We start from the raw sequence: 14,456 nt of genomic DNA on the forward strand, positions 1-14,456 counted from the left end.
CTTGCGCTACAATACGCGCCTTGCTGGAGGTGTGGCCGAGTGGTTTAAGGCACCGGTCTTGAAAACCGGCGAAGGAGCGATCCTTCCGTGAGTTCGAATCTCACCGCCTCCGCCAGAATCAAAAACCTCGTAAGTTCAGTGACTTACGAGGTTTTTCGTTTTTGGCGGGCCGATTTGCTCAAGTGCGCGTTTGCTTGGGCAGACGGTCCAGTTGGCGATTGCGATTCTTTGATTCGTCGGTCCCACTATTGCATGCCCTAACGGCACGCCTCGGCAGGACTACCGATCATATGAACCGCACATTCAGACGATACGTATAGGCACCGCATTGCAACCCCGGTATCGTCGTGCTGCCTCCTTCGCGGGTTTCTCCCCCGTTCCCGGTCGAAGGAGGGCTTCAATGGGTAAGGTTGGATTGTGGCCTCGCTACGTGCGAGGCCTTTTTTTATCCGCCGTCCGCCCGCACCGCAGGCTTCCAGCAAAATCGCCGTGAACAAGACGGCAAAAACATCATCTAACCGCCCTCATTGATAACAACGCGGAGCATCGCCTATGAAGCCAGGCCGCATCATTCCCCTTCTCTTCGCCTGCGTCGCGGCCACGACTTTCCCTGCATACGCCCAGCCCCAGGCTAGCGCCCAATGGCGCGCCACTGAAACCACGCTTTTCGATCTCATTCAGAACGGTTATGGGATCGTCACCGTGACGAGTGTCGCTGCACGCAGCACCGGCCTGCCCGAGGACACCTATGTGCTGCAGAAGAACAACAGCGTGTACCGTTGCGTGGAAACGCGCGCGGCGGAAACCGGCGCGACTCGCTCCACGGCGCCCCTACACTGCGCCGAACTGGTCAAACCTTATATCGACTGACAAGTGACACGGGACGGCGCGAAACAAGCGCCGCCCTTCGCTCAATTATCGTCGGATCGGACGGGCGGGCGCACGTGCGGAACCGGCTCCGCCTTGGCGGCATCGGTTTTGGTCGTGGCGCGCTTCGGCTCGTTCTTCGAAGGCGCCGCCGATGTTGGCTGCTGCTGCCGGGCCGGGGCCCCGGACGGGGCAGGATGGTTCTTGCGTGACATTGCATTCTCCCGAAAAGTCTGGGACATCCCTCTTCTACCTTAGCACCGCGCGGTCCTCGTCGCTTGGGTTGCGCCGGAATCAGCCGACCGGCGCCTCGCCCTCGCCCGACTGCTTGCCCGGGCGGTCGTTCGGCCCTTGCTTGCGGCCTTCGTCATCGCGCTCCGGCAACTTGCTCTTCTCGTTGTCGCTGTGCTCCGCGGGCTTGCCGCTTTCCGGGACGTTCGTATCGCTGCTCATGGCTCCCTCCTCTAGGGCTTTCGAATGAAAGCATGTTGAGCAAATCTCGCGCCCGAAAGCGCGCCAGCGCACGCTTTTTTCGCACCGAACTCCGCTGCAGCGACTACCATTTAAGTAGATCACCTGCGTCAATTCCCGCGATGTCCGCCTTACGTACCGGCCTCACCGTCTTCGCGATCATCACCATCATCGCGATGAGCGCCTGCACGATCACCCCGCCTCCGGGCGTCGTAGCGGCGCGCACCGCCGCCGCGCCCGCCGTCTCCGGCCAGACGCTCGACGAGTACAAGCACCGCATTGCGCAACGCATCTTCGAACGCAATCCGTCGCTCGTACTGAGGGGCACGCCGCAAGCGATGCTGCGCTCCTTCGTTCTCGTTTCGTTCACGGTCGACAGCGGCGGGCGGCTCGTGGATTCGTCCGTGTATCGCACGAATGGCGACGACGAAGCCGAAGCCACCGCGCTCGCCTCGCTGCGCCGCGCGTCGCCGCTACCCGCGCCGCCCGCGCGGCTTCTGAACGGCCACGGCCAGCTCGAGCTCTTCGAAGGCTGGATGTTCAACGACAACGGCCAGTTCCAGTTGCAAACGTCGCACTCGCCGCAGGCGACGACCATCGATTGATTGGCGGGCGCTGCGCACGCTCGTTATAATTTTCGACACCCCTGCCGGACCCGTTTCCGGCGCGGCCTTCGCCGCGCGCTCATCCGCGCGTCGCGCGAAGCGCCTGGCGCAGCATCGCCTGCGCCGCGACCGCGCGCGCCACTCGCGCGCGTCGCCTCGACCTTGGCTTCCCGCCTCCGTGTCGCCATTCATACAGAAAGCTTGCGCGCGCCGCCGATCGCCGACCTCGTTCGTCATCCACTCGCCCCTTGCCCGGCCGCGCGCGCGACAATGCTTCGCATCAAGCCAACACCAAGCAACACGACAACGGAGACAACATGTCCTCACCCTCGCTTTCCGCCGCAAAGCCCGACGACGGATCCCAAAGCGCTTCTCGCGTGATTTTCGCGAGTTTCATCGGCACCGCGATCGAGTTCTATGACTTCTACGTGTACGCGACCGCCGCGGCGCTCGTCATTGGACCGGTGTTCTTTCCGCACGATTCGCCCGCCGCGCAGGCGCTCTCCGCGTTCGTCACGTTCGGCATCGCGTTCTTCGCGCGGCCCATCGGCTCGTTCCTGTTCGGTCATTTCGGCGACCGCATCGGCCGCAAATCGACGCTCGTCGCCTCGCTGCTCGTCATGGGCCTCTCGACGACGCTGATCGGCTTCGTGCCCGGCTACGATTCCATCGGCAGCCTCGCGCCGATCCTGCTGTGCGTGCTGCGCTTCGGCCAGGGCATCGGCCTCGGCGGCGAATGGGGCGGCGCGGCGCTACTCGCGACCGAATACGCGCCGCAAGGCAAACGCGGCCTGTTCGGGATGTTTCCGCAACTCGGGCCGTCGATCGGCTTTCTCGCGTCGAACGGGCTGTTCTTCGGCCTGGCGCTGTCGCTCTCGGACGAGCAATTCCGCAGCTGGGGCTGGCGCGTGCCGTTCATCGTGAGCGCCGTGCTGGTCGCGCTGGGCCTGTATGTGCGCCTGAAAATCGCGGAAACGCCGGCGTTTCGCGCGGCTGTGGAGCGTGAGGAGCGCGTCAAGGTGCCGGTCGCGGAACTGCTCGGCCGACATCTCGCACCGACGCTGCTCGGCGCGTTCGCGATGGTCGTCTGCTACACGCTCTTCTACATCTCGACGGTGTTCTCGCTGTCCTACGGCGTCGCCAAGCTGCATTTCGCGCGTGAGACTTTCCTCGGCCTGCTGTGCTTCGCGGTGCTGTTCATGGCGATCGCCACGCCGATCTCGGCAATCGCGAGCGACCGCTTCGGCCGCAAGCCCGTGCTGATCGTCGGCTGTCTGCTGGCGATCCTCTCGGGCTTCACGATGGCGCCGCTGCTCGGCAGCGGCAACACCGTGCAAGTCGCGCTGTTCCTGACGATCGAGCTGTTCCTGATGGGCGTCACCTTCGCGCCGATGGGCGCGCTCCTGCCGGAACTCTTTCCGACCAACGTGCGTTACACCGGCGCGGGCGTCGCGTATAACCTCGGCGGGATTCTGGGTGCGTCCGTGGCGCCGTACATCGCGCAGTTGCTCGCCAATCGCGGCGGGCTGACGTGGGTGGGCGGCTATGTGTCGGCGGCGGCGGCCGTGAGCCTCGTCGCCGTGCTATGCATGCGCGAAACGCGCAATATCACGCTGAAGTAGGCCCGGAACGGCAACCGGCGCGTTAGCGATCGCGCCGGTTGCCGGCATGCGCCGGCACCGGCCGTCGCTCGATGGCCGGCACGCGCGGCGCGGTCTGCCTTTCGATCGCCGCGCCTTTGGCTCTCGCCGCCTTCATCGCCTTCCGGTCGGCCCAGAAACGCGCGAGCGCGAGCAAACTTACGATTGCGATGGCATCGGCGATCAGACCCAGAATCCAGTGCGACGGATAGCGGTTGAGCCCGAGCACGCCCATCGCGCGCAACGCCGAATCCAGGACAAGCGACACGCACGTCCCCGCGATAAAGCACACGAGCCCCTGCTGCCCGATCGTCACGACACCCGGCAGCCTGCGCGCGAGCCTGCCGATCCAGCCCGCATAGACCGCGCGCGCGACCACCCACGCGACCGCCGCGAAGCTCACGATGCGCAGCGTCGCGAGATTCTGCTTCATGTATCCCGGCGGTGCCTGGGTTTCGAGGAACAGCTTGAAGAACGCGAAGGTCAGCGCGACGGCGATCGCGCCGGCGGTCAGCCAGCGCGCGAACCGTCCGGCGTGGAATTCGTCGCTGATCGGCTGGACTCGCGCGAGCACGCCGGTCACGAACATCAGTTGCCACGCGAAAGGGTTGAACGACCACGCCTCGCCGTACGTGCCGGGCAAGAAGCGCAGCAGCGGCGCGGCCGCGAGCCACACCAGCAAGCTGCCGAACATGGCGACGACGGGCTTCCTCTGCGCGAGCGGCACGATCATCGGCACGGCGAGGGCGAACACCGAATACATCGGCAGCACGGCCGACAGATACGGCTGCTGGCGCAGCAACGCGATATCGGCGACGAGCCCGAACGGCCGCACGAGGAAATTCGGCCATTCGGTGTACTGGAGCATCGGCGTATCGACCTTGAGAAGCATCAGCAGCGCCCCGCCAATCAGCATCAGCGACGCGGTAAACAGGTACGCGCGATAAATCTCCCAACTGCGTTTGAAAAAGCGTCGGCGGGCGGCTGAATCGCTACGGCGAGTCGCAAGCGCCGTATAAGCCGCCGCCGACGCATAACCTCCAAGAAAAACGAATACTTCGGCGGAATCACAGAACGCATATTGATGCAGCGTAAAGCGCGACAGGACACTTCCCGTTATATGGTCCACCGCGATAATGAGCAGCACGATTCCCCGAAAGAAATCGACTTCGAGGGAACGTGTGGCCGGGGAAGTCATTTGGCGAATGCTCCACGAACTGCGGTTCGGCGCGCGACGGACATGTCTGGCGCGCATGCGGGGTTTGTACCTACGTCGGAGAGAAAATTCCCCGAATCGACGGGTATTTAAATTAACACCCGGGTGCAGTCGGCAAGCTGGCGGGAAAATGACTTTTTTGTCCGCTTTCCAGTCAATGTAGCGCTGCCTATACTCAAAACGAGTTCGACAAAAACGCTGCGCGGAAAGTTATTCCGCAATCCATTCAGGAGGTCGTCATGCGTATTCATCTCGAGAGTTCGAATCTCGTCGCAATGATTGCCATTGCGCTGCTGACCGCCTTGCTCCTCGCCGTGAAATTCAGACCCGCGACCTGGCGCGGCGTGCTCTTCGAAGCGGTGATCGCCAATGTCGGCGCGATCCTCGCCGTGCTCGCCTTCGAGGTGCTGACGGCCTGAAATCGCCCGCGCGCGGTTTCAAACAGCGCGCCTGCAAATAAATTTCAAACCAGTTGAACTTTCGCCAAAGCGCTCACTCTGAACAATTAATGTTGTTTGTGCGGGCGCGCTTCACGCGCTGGACGAACAGCAACCTTCTCCTCTCCGCTCCTGATTCTGTCGGGAGCGTTTCTTGGGCGCCCGGCGAAAGCCTCGCGCCTGTTCTTTTTTCTGGCCTCGGTTTTTGCGTATCGCCTTACGCGGTGTGACGCTGCCCGACGCACTTTCCTCCTGCGATCCCGTCCCGTCTGCGCATCCGTATCGGCCGCGAAATCGCTCCATCTGGCACGCGCAAACGATAGCGCGCGCAAAAACAAAAGCCAGGATCATGAAATCCTGGCTTTCCGGGCGATACGCCCGCGCGACCGGTTGGCAACCGCCCGCGCCCATTTCCGCAGAGGCTACGCCTGCGGAATTTCGATCTTCACTTCGAGCACTTCGAGATCGTCCTGACGTTCGAGACTGACCCGAATATCGTCGTCGGAAATCTTCACGTACTTCGAAATCACCGCAACGAGTTCCCGTTGCAACGCCGGCAGGTAATCGGCGGCGGCTTTGCCACCCGCGCGCTCGTGCGCAATGATCAACTGCAAGCGTTCCTTCGCGACCGTAGCGGACTTCTTCTTCTCGCCCAGCAAAAACGAAAGAATCGACATTGCGTCCCCTTACTTGGTGCCGAAGATGCGTTGCAGCAAACCGGGCTTCTGATAATCCGTGAAGCGCAGCGCCTTCTGCTCCCCGAGGAAGCGCGACACCACGTCCTTGTACGATTCGGCGACATCGGTGCCATCGAGATGCACCGCCGGCAAGCCCTGGTTCGATGCATGCAGCACCGCTTCCGACTCCGGAATCACGCCGATCAGATCGATGCGCAGAATTTCCTGGATATCGTTGAGCGAGAGCATTTCGCCTTCCGACACTCGCTTCGGGTTGTAGCGCGTGATCAGCAGATGTTCCTTGATCGGCTCCTTGCCTTCCACCGCGCGCTTGGTCTTCGACGACAGAATGCCGAGAATTCGGTCCGAGTCGCGCACGGACGACACTTCCGGATTCGTCACGATGAGCGCTTCGTCGGCGAAGTGCATCGCCATCAGCGCGCCGGATTCGATACCCGCCGGCGAATCGCAGACGATGTACTCGAAGTCCATCTTGACCAGCTCTTCAATGACCTTCTCCACGCCTTCGAGCGTGAGCGCGTCTTTATCGCGCGTCTGCGATGCCGGCAGGATGAACAGGTTCTCGCACTTCTTGTCCTTGATGAGCGCCTGATGCAGGTTCGCCTCACCCTGGATCACGTTGATCAGGTCGTACACCACGCGGCGTTCGCAACCCATGATGAGGTCGAGATTGCGCAGACCGACGTCGAAGTCGATCACGGCCGTCTTGTGGCCGCGCAATGCGAGCGCCGATGCGAAGCTCGCGCTGGTGGTCGTCTTGCCGACGCCGCCCTTCCCCGAAGTCACCACAATGATTTTTGCCATACAAGTACCTTGTGTTCGTCAAATAGGTCCGCTCGCGTTGCAGTCGAGCGCGCGCCAGGGCATCGGGCGCGCAAGCTGATACGACTCGTCAGGTCAGACGCAGCGGTTCGATCATCAGTTTTTCTTCGCTCAGCCAGATCTGCACCGGCTTGCTCAGCACGTCGGCCGGCAGCGGGTTCTCGGTCGTCCGGTAGATGCCCGCGATCGAGATCAGTTCCGGCTCGAGACAGGTGCAGAAGATGCGCGCGTCGAGATTGCCGTGCACGCCCGCAAGCGCGCGGCCCCGCAACGGCGCATAGATATGGATATTGCCTTCCGCGATCACCTCGGCGCCGAACGACACGAGCCCGAGCACGATGAGATCGCCTTTCGCATAGACCTGCTGCCCCGAGCGCAGCGGACGGTCGATGATGGTCGCCGGCTGTGGCAGTGTCGCGGGCGCGGGCGCCTGCGCGACCGCCGCTTCGATGACCGCGGCGGCTTCGGTGTTGGGCTTCGCTTCATCGACCGAAGGCTTGGGCGCGCCGCGCCGGTCGCGCGCTTCGAGCACCGGCAGGCCGCCCTGATTCGCCCACTGGATCGCCCACGTCTGCGCGGGCAGCGCGACGATGCCGATGGGACGCATGCGCACGCTGGTCAGCAGCTTTTCGAGTTCCGCGAGCGAGACACGCTCGCCTTCTGCGCCGCCCGCGCTTTCGGCAAGACGGCGCACGTCGATGGCGACGACATCGCCCGCGAAGAATTCGGGAGTCGCTTCGAAGCGCCGCGTGAGTTCAGTGCGCAGGGCATCAAGGTCGGAAGTCTTGACGACGAAGAGAAGCGTGTCGACGGAGCCGCTGCGCAGTTCGAAAAAGGGCGTTTTGTTGAGCGACATAAGAACGGCCAAAAATTTTGCGTATTTTACAGGCGTTGCCGCACACGGCCATAATTTTTAGGCCTGATTTACGCTATCGAAAACGAGGGGCGCGTGCTGAATGCACGCACGAAGCGAGGACGGAATGCGCGCGAACGCGCCTCAAGCGTGACTATGCGTGACGTTCGGAATGCATGTGCAGCACGAAGAGCGATTCGGCTTCTTCCGCGTGGGAGGGCATGGCGCGGCGGTCTCCGGTGGGACCGAAGCCCAGACGCTCGTAGAAGCGCATCGCGGTGCGGTTCTCTTCCGAGATCCACGCATGCACCTCGGCCGCGCCCTGCTCCGCGAGCCATTGCGAAGCGACGTTCACGAGCAGCTCGCCGCCGCGCAAATGACGCACCGCCGGCGCGACCCACAACGCGCTCACGAAGGCGCGCGCCTCGGGCGCGTCCTCGATGTACGCATGTACGAGACCGCAGGCATGCCCTTCCGTGTAGAGCAGAAATGTCGCGAGCCGCGGCGAGTTTGCGTGCAGCACCGCGGTTTGGTCGAAAGACGACGGCTCGACCAGCAACGCATCTTCGAGCGTTTCGTCGAATGCGTACGGCGCTTCGCGCAGCGAAGCCGTGCGAAGATCGCGTAGAACCGAACCTTGTTGCGCGGCGATGCGGCTGACGGTCAGTGAGGGACTCATGCGGGCGCTCATGCAGACTATTTCTCTCTGGCTTTCAGGCTCCATGCGCGTGCGGCTCTGTCGGCCGGTCCGGCGCGCGGGCCATTGGCATAGATTCAACCGAACGGGCGAACCCGTCAATTCCTAAATCCTGGAAAGTGCTTTACAGCGCACACGAATGGCGCTGCGACACTCACGGCGCGGCGTATTGTCCGGTGCCGTCCGGCCACGGCGTGAGCACTTCGAAGCCATCTTCGGTGACGGCGACCATGTGCTCCCATTGCGCGGACAGCGAGCGATCTTTCGTCGTCACGGTCCAGCCGTCACGCGACTGCTGCGTGGCGGCGCGGCCCGCGTTGATCATCGGCTCGATGGTGAAGACGAGGCCCGGCTTCAGGCGCAGGCCCGCGCCACGCTGGCCGTAGTGCAGCACCTGCGGATCTTCGTGGTACACGCGGCCGATGCCGTGGCCGCAGTACTCGCGCACGACCGAGAAGCCCTCGCGATGCGCGACGCTCTGGATCGCCGCGCCGACGTCGCCGAGCGTGGCGCCCGGGCGCACTTCGCGCATGCCGGCGATCATGGCTTCGTAGGTCGTTTCGGTCAGACGGCGCGCTTCGGCGCTCGGCGTGCCGGCGTAGTACATGCGGCTCGTGTCGCCGTAGTACCCGTCCTTGATGATCGCGACATCGATGTTGATGATGTCGCCGTCCTTCAGTTCTTTCGGTCCGGGAATGCCGTGACACACGACATGATTCACCGAGGTGCAGACCGTCTTCGGAAAGCCCATGTAACCGACGTTGGCGGGAATCACCTTCAGTTCGTCGACGATGAAGCGGTTGCAGATGGCGTCGAGTTCGTCGGTGGTTACGCCCGGGCGGACGTGTTCGGCGATCATCGCGAGGACTTCGGCGGCCATGCGGCCGGAGATGCGCAACTTTTCGATGTCTGCGGGTGTCTTGAGCGTGATAGCCATTGAGCAATGCGAATGGGTTCGTGCCGCCTCGCGTGCGCGCAGTTCTTCCGGTGTTTCGGGCAGGCGCGGCGCGAGGACAATGGGCCCGATGATAGCACTCCCGCGCAGCGCCGCCTCTTGCAAAGCCGCTTGGGCGCTGCATTTCGAGGCCTCGCGCGTGGTGTTTTCGATGCGCCGCGAGCGTCGTCCACGCTTGTGATGAAGGCCCGTTTGTGGTTTAGTGGCCCGCATTCAGACTTGCCGGAGGGTAATGACTTTGCAGCGATTTGCGTTGATTTCCGTGGTTTTCTCGGGCGTCGTCGCCCTCGCCGCCTGCAGTTCGACGAGCGGCCCCGAGCTGCGCGCATCGAAGCCGGTGATTCATGTTTCGTCGGCGCGAACAGCGTCGGACATCTCGAGTTGCCTGCAACGCATGATTCCGTCGGCGCAGACGAGGCGCAATCAAGGCACTACGGAGCTGATGGTCGGATCGAATGCGTGGCTCGTGACGCTAACGCCTTCGGGCTATGGATCGATCGTGAAGGTGCAGCAGTCGTCGAGCGATGATGGCGGTGTGCCAGAGCCGGAACTGCGGTTCGATATCGCGCGGTGCACGACTTGAGGGATGTGCTCCGCTTCGACCAAGCGGAGCGTCTTGTGATAGCGCACGCAAGCCCAAAAGCAAAACCCCGCAAGTCTCACGACTTGCGGGGTTTTTTGTGTCTTGGCGGAGAGGGTGGGATTCGAACCCACGGTACGGGAAAACCGTACGCCTGATTTCGAGTCAGGTACATTCGACCACTCTGCCACCTCTCCGTCTACCAATCGCGCTTTACTTTCGCTCTGCTTCGATCGGCCTTCGCTGAGTGGGTCGTTGCTCAACGAAGAACGAAAGTATATCGAAGTCTTCTGACGTTTCCAAGCCCCATTTTGAAAATAAACGTCACGCCGAAACTTCGATTCTTTCCGCGCCGCGCATGTACGGACGCAGCGCGACCGGAATCGTCACCGAGCCATCCGCGTTCTGGAAATTCTCCAATACCGCGACGAGCGTGCGACCGACCGCCAGTCCCGACCCATTGAGCGTATGCACGAACTCCGGCTTGCCTTGCGCATTGCGAAAGCGCGCCTGCATGCGCCGCGCCTGGAACGCTTCGGTATTCGAGCAGCTCGAAATCTCGCGATACGTGTTCTGCGCCGGCAGCCACACTTCGAGGTCGAAGGTCTTTGCGGCCGAGAAGCCCATGTCACCGGTGCACAGCGTGATCACGCGATACGGCAGTTCCAGCTTCTGCAGAATCGTCTCCGCCTGGCTGACCATTTCGTCGAGCGCGGCATACGAATGCTCCGGCGCCACGACCTGCACCATCTCGACCTTGTCGAACTGATGCTGGCGGATCAGCCCGCGCGTGTCGCGGCCATACGAGCCCGCCTCCGAGCGGAAGCACGGCGAATGCGCGGTGAGCTTCACGGGCAGCGTATCGGCTTCGAGAATGCTGTCGCGCACCGTGTTGGTCAGCGAGATTTCTGAAGTTGAAATGAGGTATTGCGTGACCGTGTTCTCGTCGCCGCCCTTCTCGACACGGAACATGTCGTCGGCGAACTTGGGAAGCTGACCCGTGCCGTAAAGAATCTCCGGATTCACGATGTACGGCGTGTACGCCTCCGTGTAGCCGTGCTGCTCCGTGTGCGTGTCGATCATGAACTGCGCGAGCGCGCGATGCAGCCGCGCGATCTGCCCGCGCAACAGCGTGAAGCGCGCGCCCGAGAGCTTCGCGCCCGTCTCGAAGTCGAGGCCGAGCGGCGCGCCGACATCCACGTGATCACGGATCTCGAAGTCGAACGAGCGCGGCGTGCCCCAGCGCCGCACTTCGACGTTCTGTGTCTCGTCGTTGCCTACCGGCACGCTTTCGTGCGGCAGGTTCGGCACCGTCAGCATGAGGTCCGACAGACGCTTCTGGACGTCCTCCAGCTTCGCCGCCGATTCCTTCATCGTGTCGCCAATGCCGCCCACTTCCGCCATCACCGCCGAGGTGTCCTCGCCACGGCCCTTCATCGCGCCGATTTGCTTCGAGAGGCTGTTGCGGCGCGCCTGCAGTTCTTCGGTGCGGGTCTGGATCTCGCGGCGCTCGGCTTCGAGCGACGCGAACGCGGCGACGTCGAGGGTGTAGCCTCGATCGGCGAGACGCTTCGCGACGCCGTCCAGGTCTTTGCGGAGGTGTTGGATGTCGAGCATGGCGGGGGCTGCTTGTTAAGTAATCGGAAACGCCGATTTTAGCGCACGGGCATCGGGCGACGGGCGCGTTTGGCGAACCGCTTGTCGAAACGCAGTTTGACCGCGCGCGAAACGAACCGCGCGCGCTTCAACGCTTCTTCTCGTCCCGATGCTCGCGCCGCCACGCTTCGTCGAGTTCTGCGAGACGGGCGAGCTTGTCGCCGATCTTGCCTTCGAGCCCGCGCGGCGTCGGCTGATACCAATACGGCTCGCGCATGCCTTCGGGCAAATAGGTTTCACCGGCCGCGTAGGCGTCGGGCTCGTCGTGCGCGTAGCGATATTCGTGGCCGTAGCCCAGTTCCTTCATCAGCTTGGTCGGCGCATTGCGCAGATGGACCGGCACGCCGCGCGACTGGTCTTTGCCGACGAAGCGCCGCGCCTCGTTGTACGCGTTGTAGCCGGCATTCGACTTCGGCGCGACCGCGAGATAGATGAGCGCCTGTGCGAGCGCCAGTTCGCCCTCCGGTGAGCCGAGGCGCTCGTAGGTTTCGGCTGCATCGAGCGCGATGCGCGCGCCGCGCGGATCGGCCAGCCCGATGTCCTCCCACGCCATGCGCACGATGCGCCGCGCCATGTAGCGCGGGTCCGCGCCGCCGTCGAGCATGCGGCAGAACCAGTACAACGCGCCGTCCGGATTGCTGCCGCGCACCGATTTATGCAGCGCGCTGATCTGGTCGTAGAACGCGTCGCCGCCCTTGTCGAAGCGGCGCAGGTTTTCAGCGAGCGCGCTGCCGAGCAATGCGCCGTCGACTTCGCCCTGTTTTTGCTGCGCCGCCGCGCGCGCGACGATCTCGAGATTGTTCAGCAGCTTGCGGCCGTCGCCGTCGGCGGAACCGACGAGCGCGTCGCGGGCTTCGTCGGTGAAAGTGAGGCCGCCGAGTTCCTTCGTCGCGCGTTCGAGCAATTCCTTCAGTTCGTCGGCGTCGAGGCTCTTCAGCACGTACACTGCCGCCCGAGAGAGCAACGCGCTGTTCACCTCGAACGACGGATTCTCGGTGGTCGCGCCGACGAACACGAACAGGCCCGACTCGACGTGCGGCAAGAACGCGTCCTGCTGGCTCTTGTTGAAGCGATGCACCTCGTCGACGAATACGAGTGTCTGATGCCCGTTCGCGCGATGAATCTGCGCCGTCTCCACCGCCTCGCGGATATCCTTGACGCCCGACAGCACCGCCGACAGCGAGATGAACTGCGCGTGGAACGCGTCGGCCATGAGGCGCGCGAGCGTGGTCTTGCCGACGCCGGGCGGGCCCCAGAGAATCATCGAATGCGGCTCGCCCGATTCGAACGCGACGCGCAGCGGCTTGCTCTGCCCGAGCAGATGCTTCTGGCCGATCACGTCGTCGATGGTGCGGGGGCGCAAGCGCTCCGCGAGCGGAACGGTGCCACGGTTTTCTTCGAACATGTGCTTGGTCGGGCGCAATGGATGCGCAAAGTCGCTCGACGGGTGTACGAGCGCGGTTGAGGCGAACGCGGCGATAATCTTGCCCTTTTGCGGCGCACCTGTGCATCGGCCGTTCGGCCAGGTTGTCGCGCGGGGCAATCCGACCGCAGAATCGGACAATTATGACAGCCGGGCGTGCCCGCACGTTCGGCTCGACAAGACAATATAGGGACGCAAACCCATGCAGCAAGAGACTACCGGCGATATCGGCAGCCGCTCCACCTACGCGCCGCTCACGCCCGTGCCGCCCGAGCGGCGCGCCTTCGGCACGCGAGACGCCTTTGCGCTGTGGTTTTCGCTCGGCATCGGGCTGCTCGTCGCGCAGGCGGGCGCGCTGCTCGTGCCAGGATTGTCGCTGCCGCATGCGCTGGCCGCGATCGTCATCGGCACTGTGATCGGCGTGCTGCTGCTGGCGCTCGCGGGCGTCGTCGGCGCGGATACGGGGCTCGCGGCGATGTCGTCGCTCAGGCCGACGCTCGGCGTGCGCGGCGCGTCGGTGCCGGCGGTGCTGAACGCGATCCAGCTCGTCGGCTGGGGATCGTTCGAGATCATCGTGATGCGCGATTCCGCCGATGCGCTCGCGAAGCAATCCTTCCACTTCTCGACGCCGATCGTCTGGACGCTCGCCTTCGGCGCGCTCGCCACGGTGCTCGCGATAAGCGGACCGCTTTCGTTCGTGCGGCGCTTTCTGCGCACCTGGGGTATGTGGCTGCTGCTCGGCGGCGCCGGCTGGCTCACGTGGAATCTGCTCGCGAAGCACGATCTCGGCGCGCTCATGACGCGCCCTGGCAACGGCGAAATGGCGTTCGGCGCGGGCATCGACCTGGTCGTGGCGATGCCGCTATCGTGGCTCCCGCTGATCGCCGATTACACGCGCTTCGGTCGCAGCCCGGGCGGCGCGTTCCGCGGCACGCTATTCGGCTACGGTATCGCCAACCTGTGGTTCTATGCGCTCGGGGCGATCTACGGGCTCGCGGCGGGCGGCGGCGACGCCCTTCTGACCACCGCGTTCGCGCAGGCGGGCGGCGGCATTGCGCTGTTCCTGATTCTGATCGACGAAACCGACAACGCCTTCGCCGACATCCACTCGGCGGCCGTATCGACCGGCACGTTCTGGGCGCGCGCCAGCGTGCCTACGCTTTCGTGCGCATTCGGCGCGTTGTGCACGCTGGTGGCGCTCGTCGTGGAGATGGGGAAATATCAGAACTTCCTGTTGCTGATCGGCTCGGTGTTCGCGCCGCTGTTCGGCGTCGTGCTGGCGGATCACTTCATCGTGAGAAAGCGCCGCATCGAAGCCGCAGTGCTCGCCGACGTCAACGGGCGTTATGGTCATTCGGCCGGCTGGCACGTGAGCGCGTTCGTCGCGTGGGGCCTCGGCATCGCGGCGTATCACGCAATCAACCAGTGGCTGCCGAATCTCGGCGCGACCTTGCCCGCGCTCGCGCTCGGCGCCGTGTGCTATTTGCTGCTCGTGTCGGGACGGCGTCGCGCGTACGCGTGATTGCGGTGAGAAAC

Annotated in this window: 15 protein-coding genes and 2 tRNA genes; 7 read left to right on the forward strand and 10 right to left on the reverse strand. The window is 63.6% G+C overall.

What is annotated here, in order from left to right; all coding sequences use genetic code 11:
- Window positions 1-25 precede the first annotated feature (25 nt).
- Window positions 26-115 (forward strand) — tRNA-Ser (locus AWB79_RS07990).
- 437 nt (window positions 116-552) lie between these two features.
- Window positions 553-870: a hypothetical protein gene (locus AWB79_RS07995; protein ID WP_061166840.1), complete on the forward strand. Its 318-nt coding sequence runs from the start codon at window positions 553-555 to the stop codon at window positions 868-870.
- A gap of 291 nt (window positions 871-1,161) precedes the next feature.
- On the opposite strand, the gene AWB79_RS40020 is transcribed toward AWB79_RS07995, so the two are convergent.
- Complete coding sequence (locus AWB79_RS40020) at window positions 1,162-1,320, reverse strand: hypothetical protein (protein ID WP_198398988.1); 159 nt, start codon at window positions 1,318-1,320, stop codon at window positions 1,162-1,164.
- A gap of 140 nt (window positions 1,321-1,460) precedes the next feature.
- On the opposite strand from AWB79_RS40020, the gene AWB79_RS08000 reads away from it, so the two are divergent.
- Window positions 1,461-1,943, forward strand: a complete 483-nt coding sequence (locus AWB79_RS08000) for an energy transducer TonB family protein (RefSeq protein ID WP_082862294.1) — start codon at window positions 1,461-1,463, stop codon at window positions 1,941-1,943.
- 317 nt (window positions 1,944-2,260) lie between these two features.
- Window positions 2,261-3,565 carry an MFS transporter gene (locus AWB79_RS08005; RefSeq protein WP_061167024.1) on the forward strand — a complete coding sequence of 435 codons (1,305 nt, stop codon included), beginning with the start codon at window positions 2,261-2,263 and terminating at the stop codon, window positions 3,563-3,565.
- 22 nt (window positions 3,566-3,587) lie between these two features.
- Here the strand turns inward: AWB79_RS08005 and opgC are convergent, their stop codons facing one another.
- Entirely contained in the window at window positions 3,588-4,781 is a 1,194-nt protein-coding gene (opgC, locus tag AWB79_RS08010; RefSeq protein WP_061166841.1) for an OpgC domain-containing protein, read from the reverse strand.
- 257 nt (window positions 4,782-5,038) lie between these two features.
- Here opgC and AWB79_RS08015 point away from each other — a divergent pair, with 257 nt between their 5' ends.
- Window positions 5,039-5,218 (forward strand): hypothetical protein, encoded by a 180-nt coding sequence (locus AWB79_RS08015; protein ID WP_061166842.1) that lies wholly within the window; start codon window positions 5,039-5,041, stop codon window positions 5,216-5,218.
- Window positions 5,219-5,658: 440 nt separating this feature from the next.
- Here the strand turns inward: AWB79_RS08015 and minE are convergent, their stop codons facing one another.
- From minE to map, 5 genes are all read right to left on the reverse strand, one after another.
- Window positions 5,659-5,913 (reverse strand): cell division topological specificity factor MinE, encoded by a 255-nt coding sequence (gene minE, locus AWB79_RS08020; protein WP_008350955.1) that lies wholly within the window; start codon window positions 5,911-5,913, stop codon window positions 5,659-5,661.
- A 9-nt stretch (window positions 5,914-5,922) separates the two neighbouring features.
- Window positions 5,923-6,738 (reverse strand): septum site-determining protein MinD, encoded by an 816-nt coding sequence (gene minD, locus AWB79_RS08025; RefSeq protein ID WP_061166843.1) that lies wholly within the window; start codon window positions 6,736-6,738, stop codon window positions 5,923-5,925.
- 88 nt (window positions 6,739-6,826) lie between these two features.
- Window positions 6,827-7,612: a septum site-determining protein MinC gene (gene minC / locus AWB79_RS08030; protein WP_061166844.1), complete on the reverse strand. Its 786-nt coding sequence runs from the start codon at window positions 7,610-7,612 to the stop codon at window positions 6,827-6,829.
- Window positions 7,613-7,763: 151 nt separating this feature from the next.
- Window positions 7,764-8,288 (reverse strand): GNAT family N-acetyltransferase, encoded by a 525-nt coding sequence (locus AWB79_RS08035; protein WP_061167025.1) that lies wholly within the window; start codon window positions 8,286-8,288, stop codon window positions 7,764-7,766.
- Between the two features lie 172 nt (window positions 8,289-8,460).
- Window positions 8,461-9,243, reverse strand: a complete 783-nt coding sequence (map, locus tag AWB79_RS08040) for a type I methionyl aminopeptidase (protein WP_061166845.1) — start codon at window positions 9,241-9,243, stop codon at window positions 8,461-8,463.
- Window positions 9,244-9,493: 250 nt separating this feature from the next.
- Here map and AWB79_RS08045 point away from each other — a divergent pair, with 250 nt between their 5' ends.
- The gene (locus tag AWB79_RS08045) at window positions 9,494-9,844 is read left to right on the forward strand and encodes a hypothetical protein (protein WP_061166846.1); all 351 of its coding nucleotides are present in this window, start codon (window positions 9,494-9,496) and stop codon (window positions 9,842-9,844) included.
- Between the two features lie 103 nt (window positions 9,845-9,947).
- Here the strand turns inward: AWB79_RS08045 and AWB79_RS08050 are convergent.
- The 3 genes from AWB79_RS08050 to AWB79_RS08060 all read right to left on the reverse strand — a co-directional run bounded on the left by AWB79_RS08050 (window position 9,948) and on the right by AWB79_RS08060 (window position 12,902).
- A tRNA-Ser gene (locus AWB79_RS08050) sits at window positions 9,948-10,038 on the reverse strand.
- Window positions 10,039-10,165: 127 nt separating this feature from the next.
- The gene (gene serS / locus AWB79_RS08055; protein WP_061166847.1) at window positions 10,166-11,458 is read right to left on the reverse strand and encodes a serine--tRNA ligase; all 1,293 of its coding nucleotides are present in this window, start codon (window positions 11,456-11,458) and stop codon (window positions 10,166-10,168) included.
- A gap of 127 nt (window positions 11,459-11,585) precedes the next feature.
- Complete coding sequence (locus AWB79_RS08060) at window positions 11,586-12,902, reverse strand: replication-associated recombination protein A (RefSeq protein ID WP_061167026.1); 1,317 nt, start codon at window positions 12,900-12,902, stop codon at window positions 11,586-11,588.
- A 220-nt stretch (window positions 12,903-13,122) separates the two neighbouring features.
- On the opposite strand from AWB79_RS08060, the gene cytX reads away from it, so the two are divergent.
- Window positions 13,123-14,442, forward strand: coding sequence for a putative hydroxymethylpyrimidine transporter CytX (gene cytX / locus AWB79_RS08065; protein ID WP_061166848.1), 1,320 nt, complete (start codon window positions 13,123-13,125; stop codon window positions 14,440-14,442).
- The last annotated feature ends 14 nt before the right edge of the window (window positions 14,443-14,456 follow it).

This window comes from Caballeronia hypogeia (assembly GCF_001544875.2).
GTDB lineage: Bacteria > Pseudomonadota > Gammaproteobacteria > Burkholderiales > Burkholderiaceae > Caballeronia > Caballeronia hypogeia.

Bases quoted from the DNA above. Each gene is read 5' to 3' on its own strand.
- opgC (WP_061166841.1), bottom strand. From the start codon at position 4,781: ATGACTTCCCCGGCCACACGTTCCCTCGAAGTCGATTTCTTTCGGGGA.
- minC (WP_061166844.1), bottom strand. From the start codon at position 7,612: ATGTCGCTCAACAAAACGCCCTTTTTCGAACTGCGCAGCGGCTCCGTC.
- AWB79_RS08005 (WP_061167024.1), top strand. From the start codon at position 2,261: ATGTCCTCACCCTCGCTTTCCGCCGCAAAGCCCGACGACGGATCCCAA.
- AWB79_RS07995 (WP_061166840.1), top strand. From the start codon at position 553: ATGAAGCCAGGCCGCATCATTCCCCTTCTCTTCGCCTGCGTCGCGGCC.
- cytX (WP_061166848.1), top strand. From the start codon at position 13,123: ATGCAGCAAGAGACTACCGGCGATATCGGCAGCCGCTCCACCTACGCG.
- minD (WP_061166843.1), bottom strand. From the start codon at position 6,738: ATGGCAAAAATCATTGTGGTGACTTCGGGGAAGGGCGGCGTCGGCAAG.
- map (WP_061166845.1), bottom strand. From the start codon at position 9,243: ATGGCTATCACGCTCAAGACACCCGCAGACATCGAAAAGTTGCGCATC.
- serS (WP_061166847.1), bottom strand. From the start codon at position 11,458: ATGCTCGACATCCAACACCTCCGCAAAGACCTGGACGGCGTCGCGAAG.
- AWB79_RS08035 (WP_061167025.1), bottom strand. From the start codon at position 8,288: ATGAGTCCCTCACTGACCGTCAGCCGCATCGCCGCGCAACAAGGTTCG.
- AWB79_RS08015 (WP_061166842.1), top strand. From the start codon at position 5,039: ATGCGTATTCATCTCGAGAGTTCGAATCTCGTCGCAATGATTGCCATT.
- minE (WP_008350955.1), bottom strand. From the start codon at position 5,913: ATGTCGATTCTTTCGTTTTTGCTGGGCGAGAAGAAGAAGTCCGCTACG.
- AWB79_RS08000 (WP_082862294.1), top strand. From the start codon at position 1,461: ATGTCCGCCTTACGTACCGGCCTCACCGTCTTCGCGATCATCACCATC.
- AWB79_RS08060 (WP_061167026.1), bottom strand. From the start codon at position 12,902: ATGTTCGAAGAAAACCGTGGCACCGTTCCGCTCGCGGAGCGCTTGCGC.
- AWB79_RS08045 (WP_061166846.1), top strand. From the start codon at position 9,494: ATGACTTTGCAGCGATTTGCGTTGATTTCCGTGGTTTTCTCGGGCGTC.
- AWB79_RS40020 (WP_198398988.1), bottom strand. From the start codon at position 1,320: ATGAGCAGCGATACGAACGTCCCGGAAAGCGGCAAGCCCGCGGAGCAC.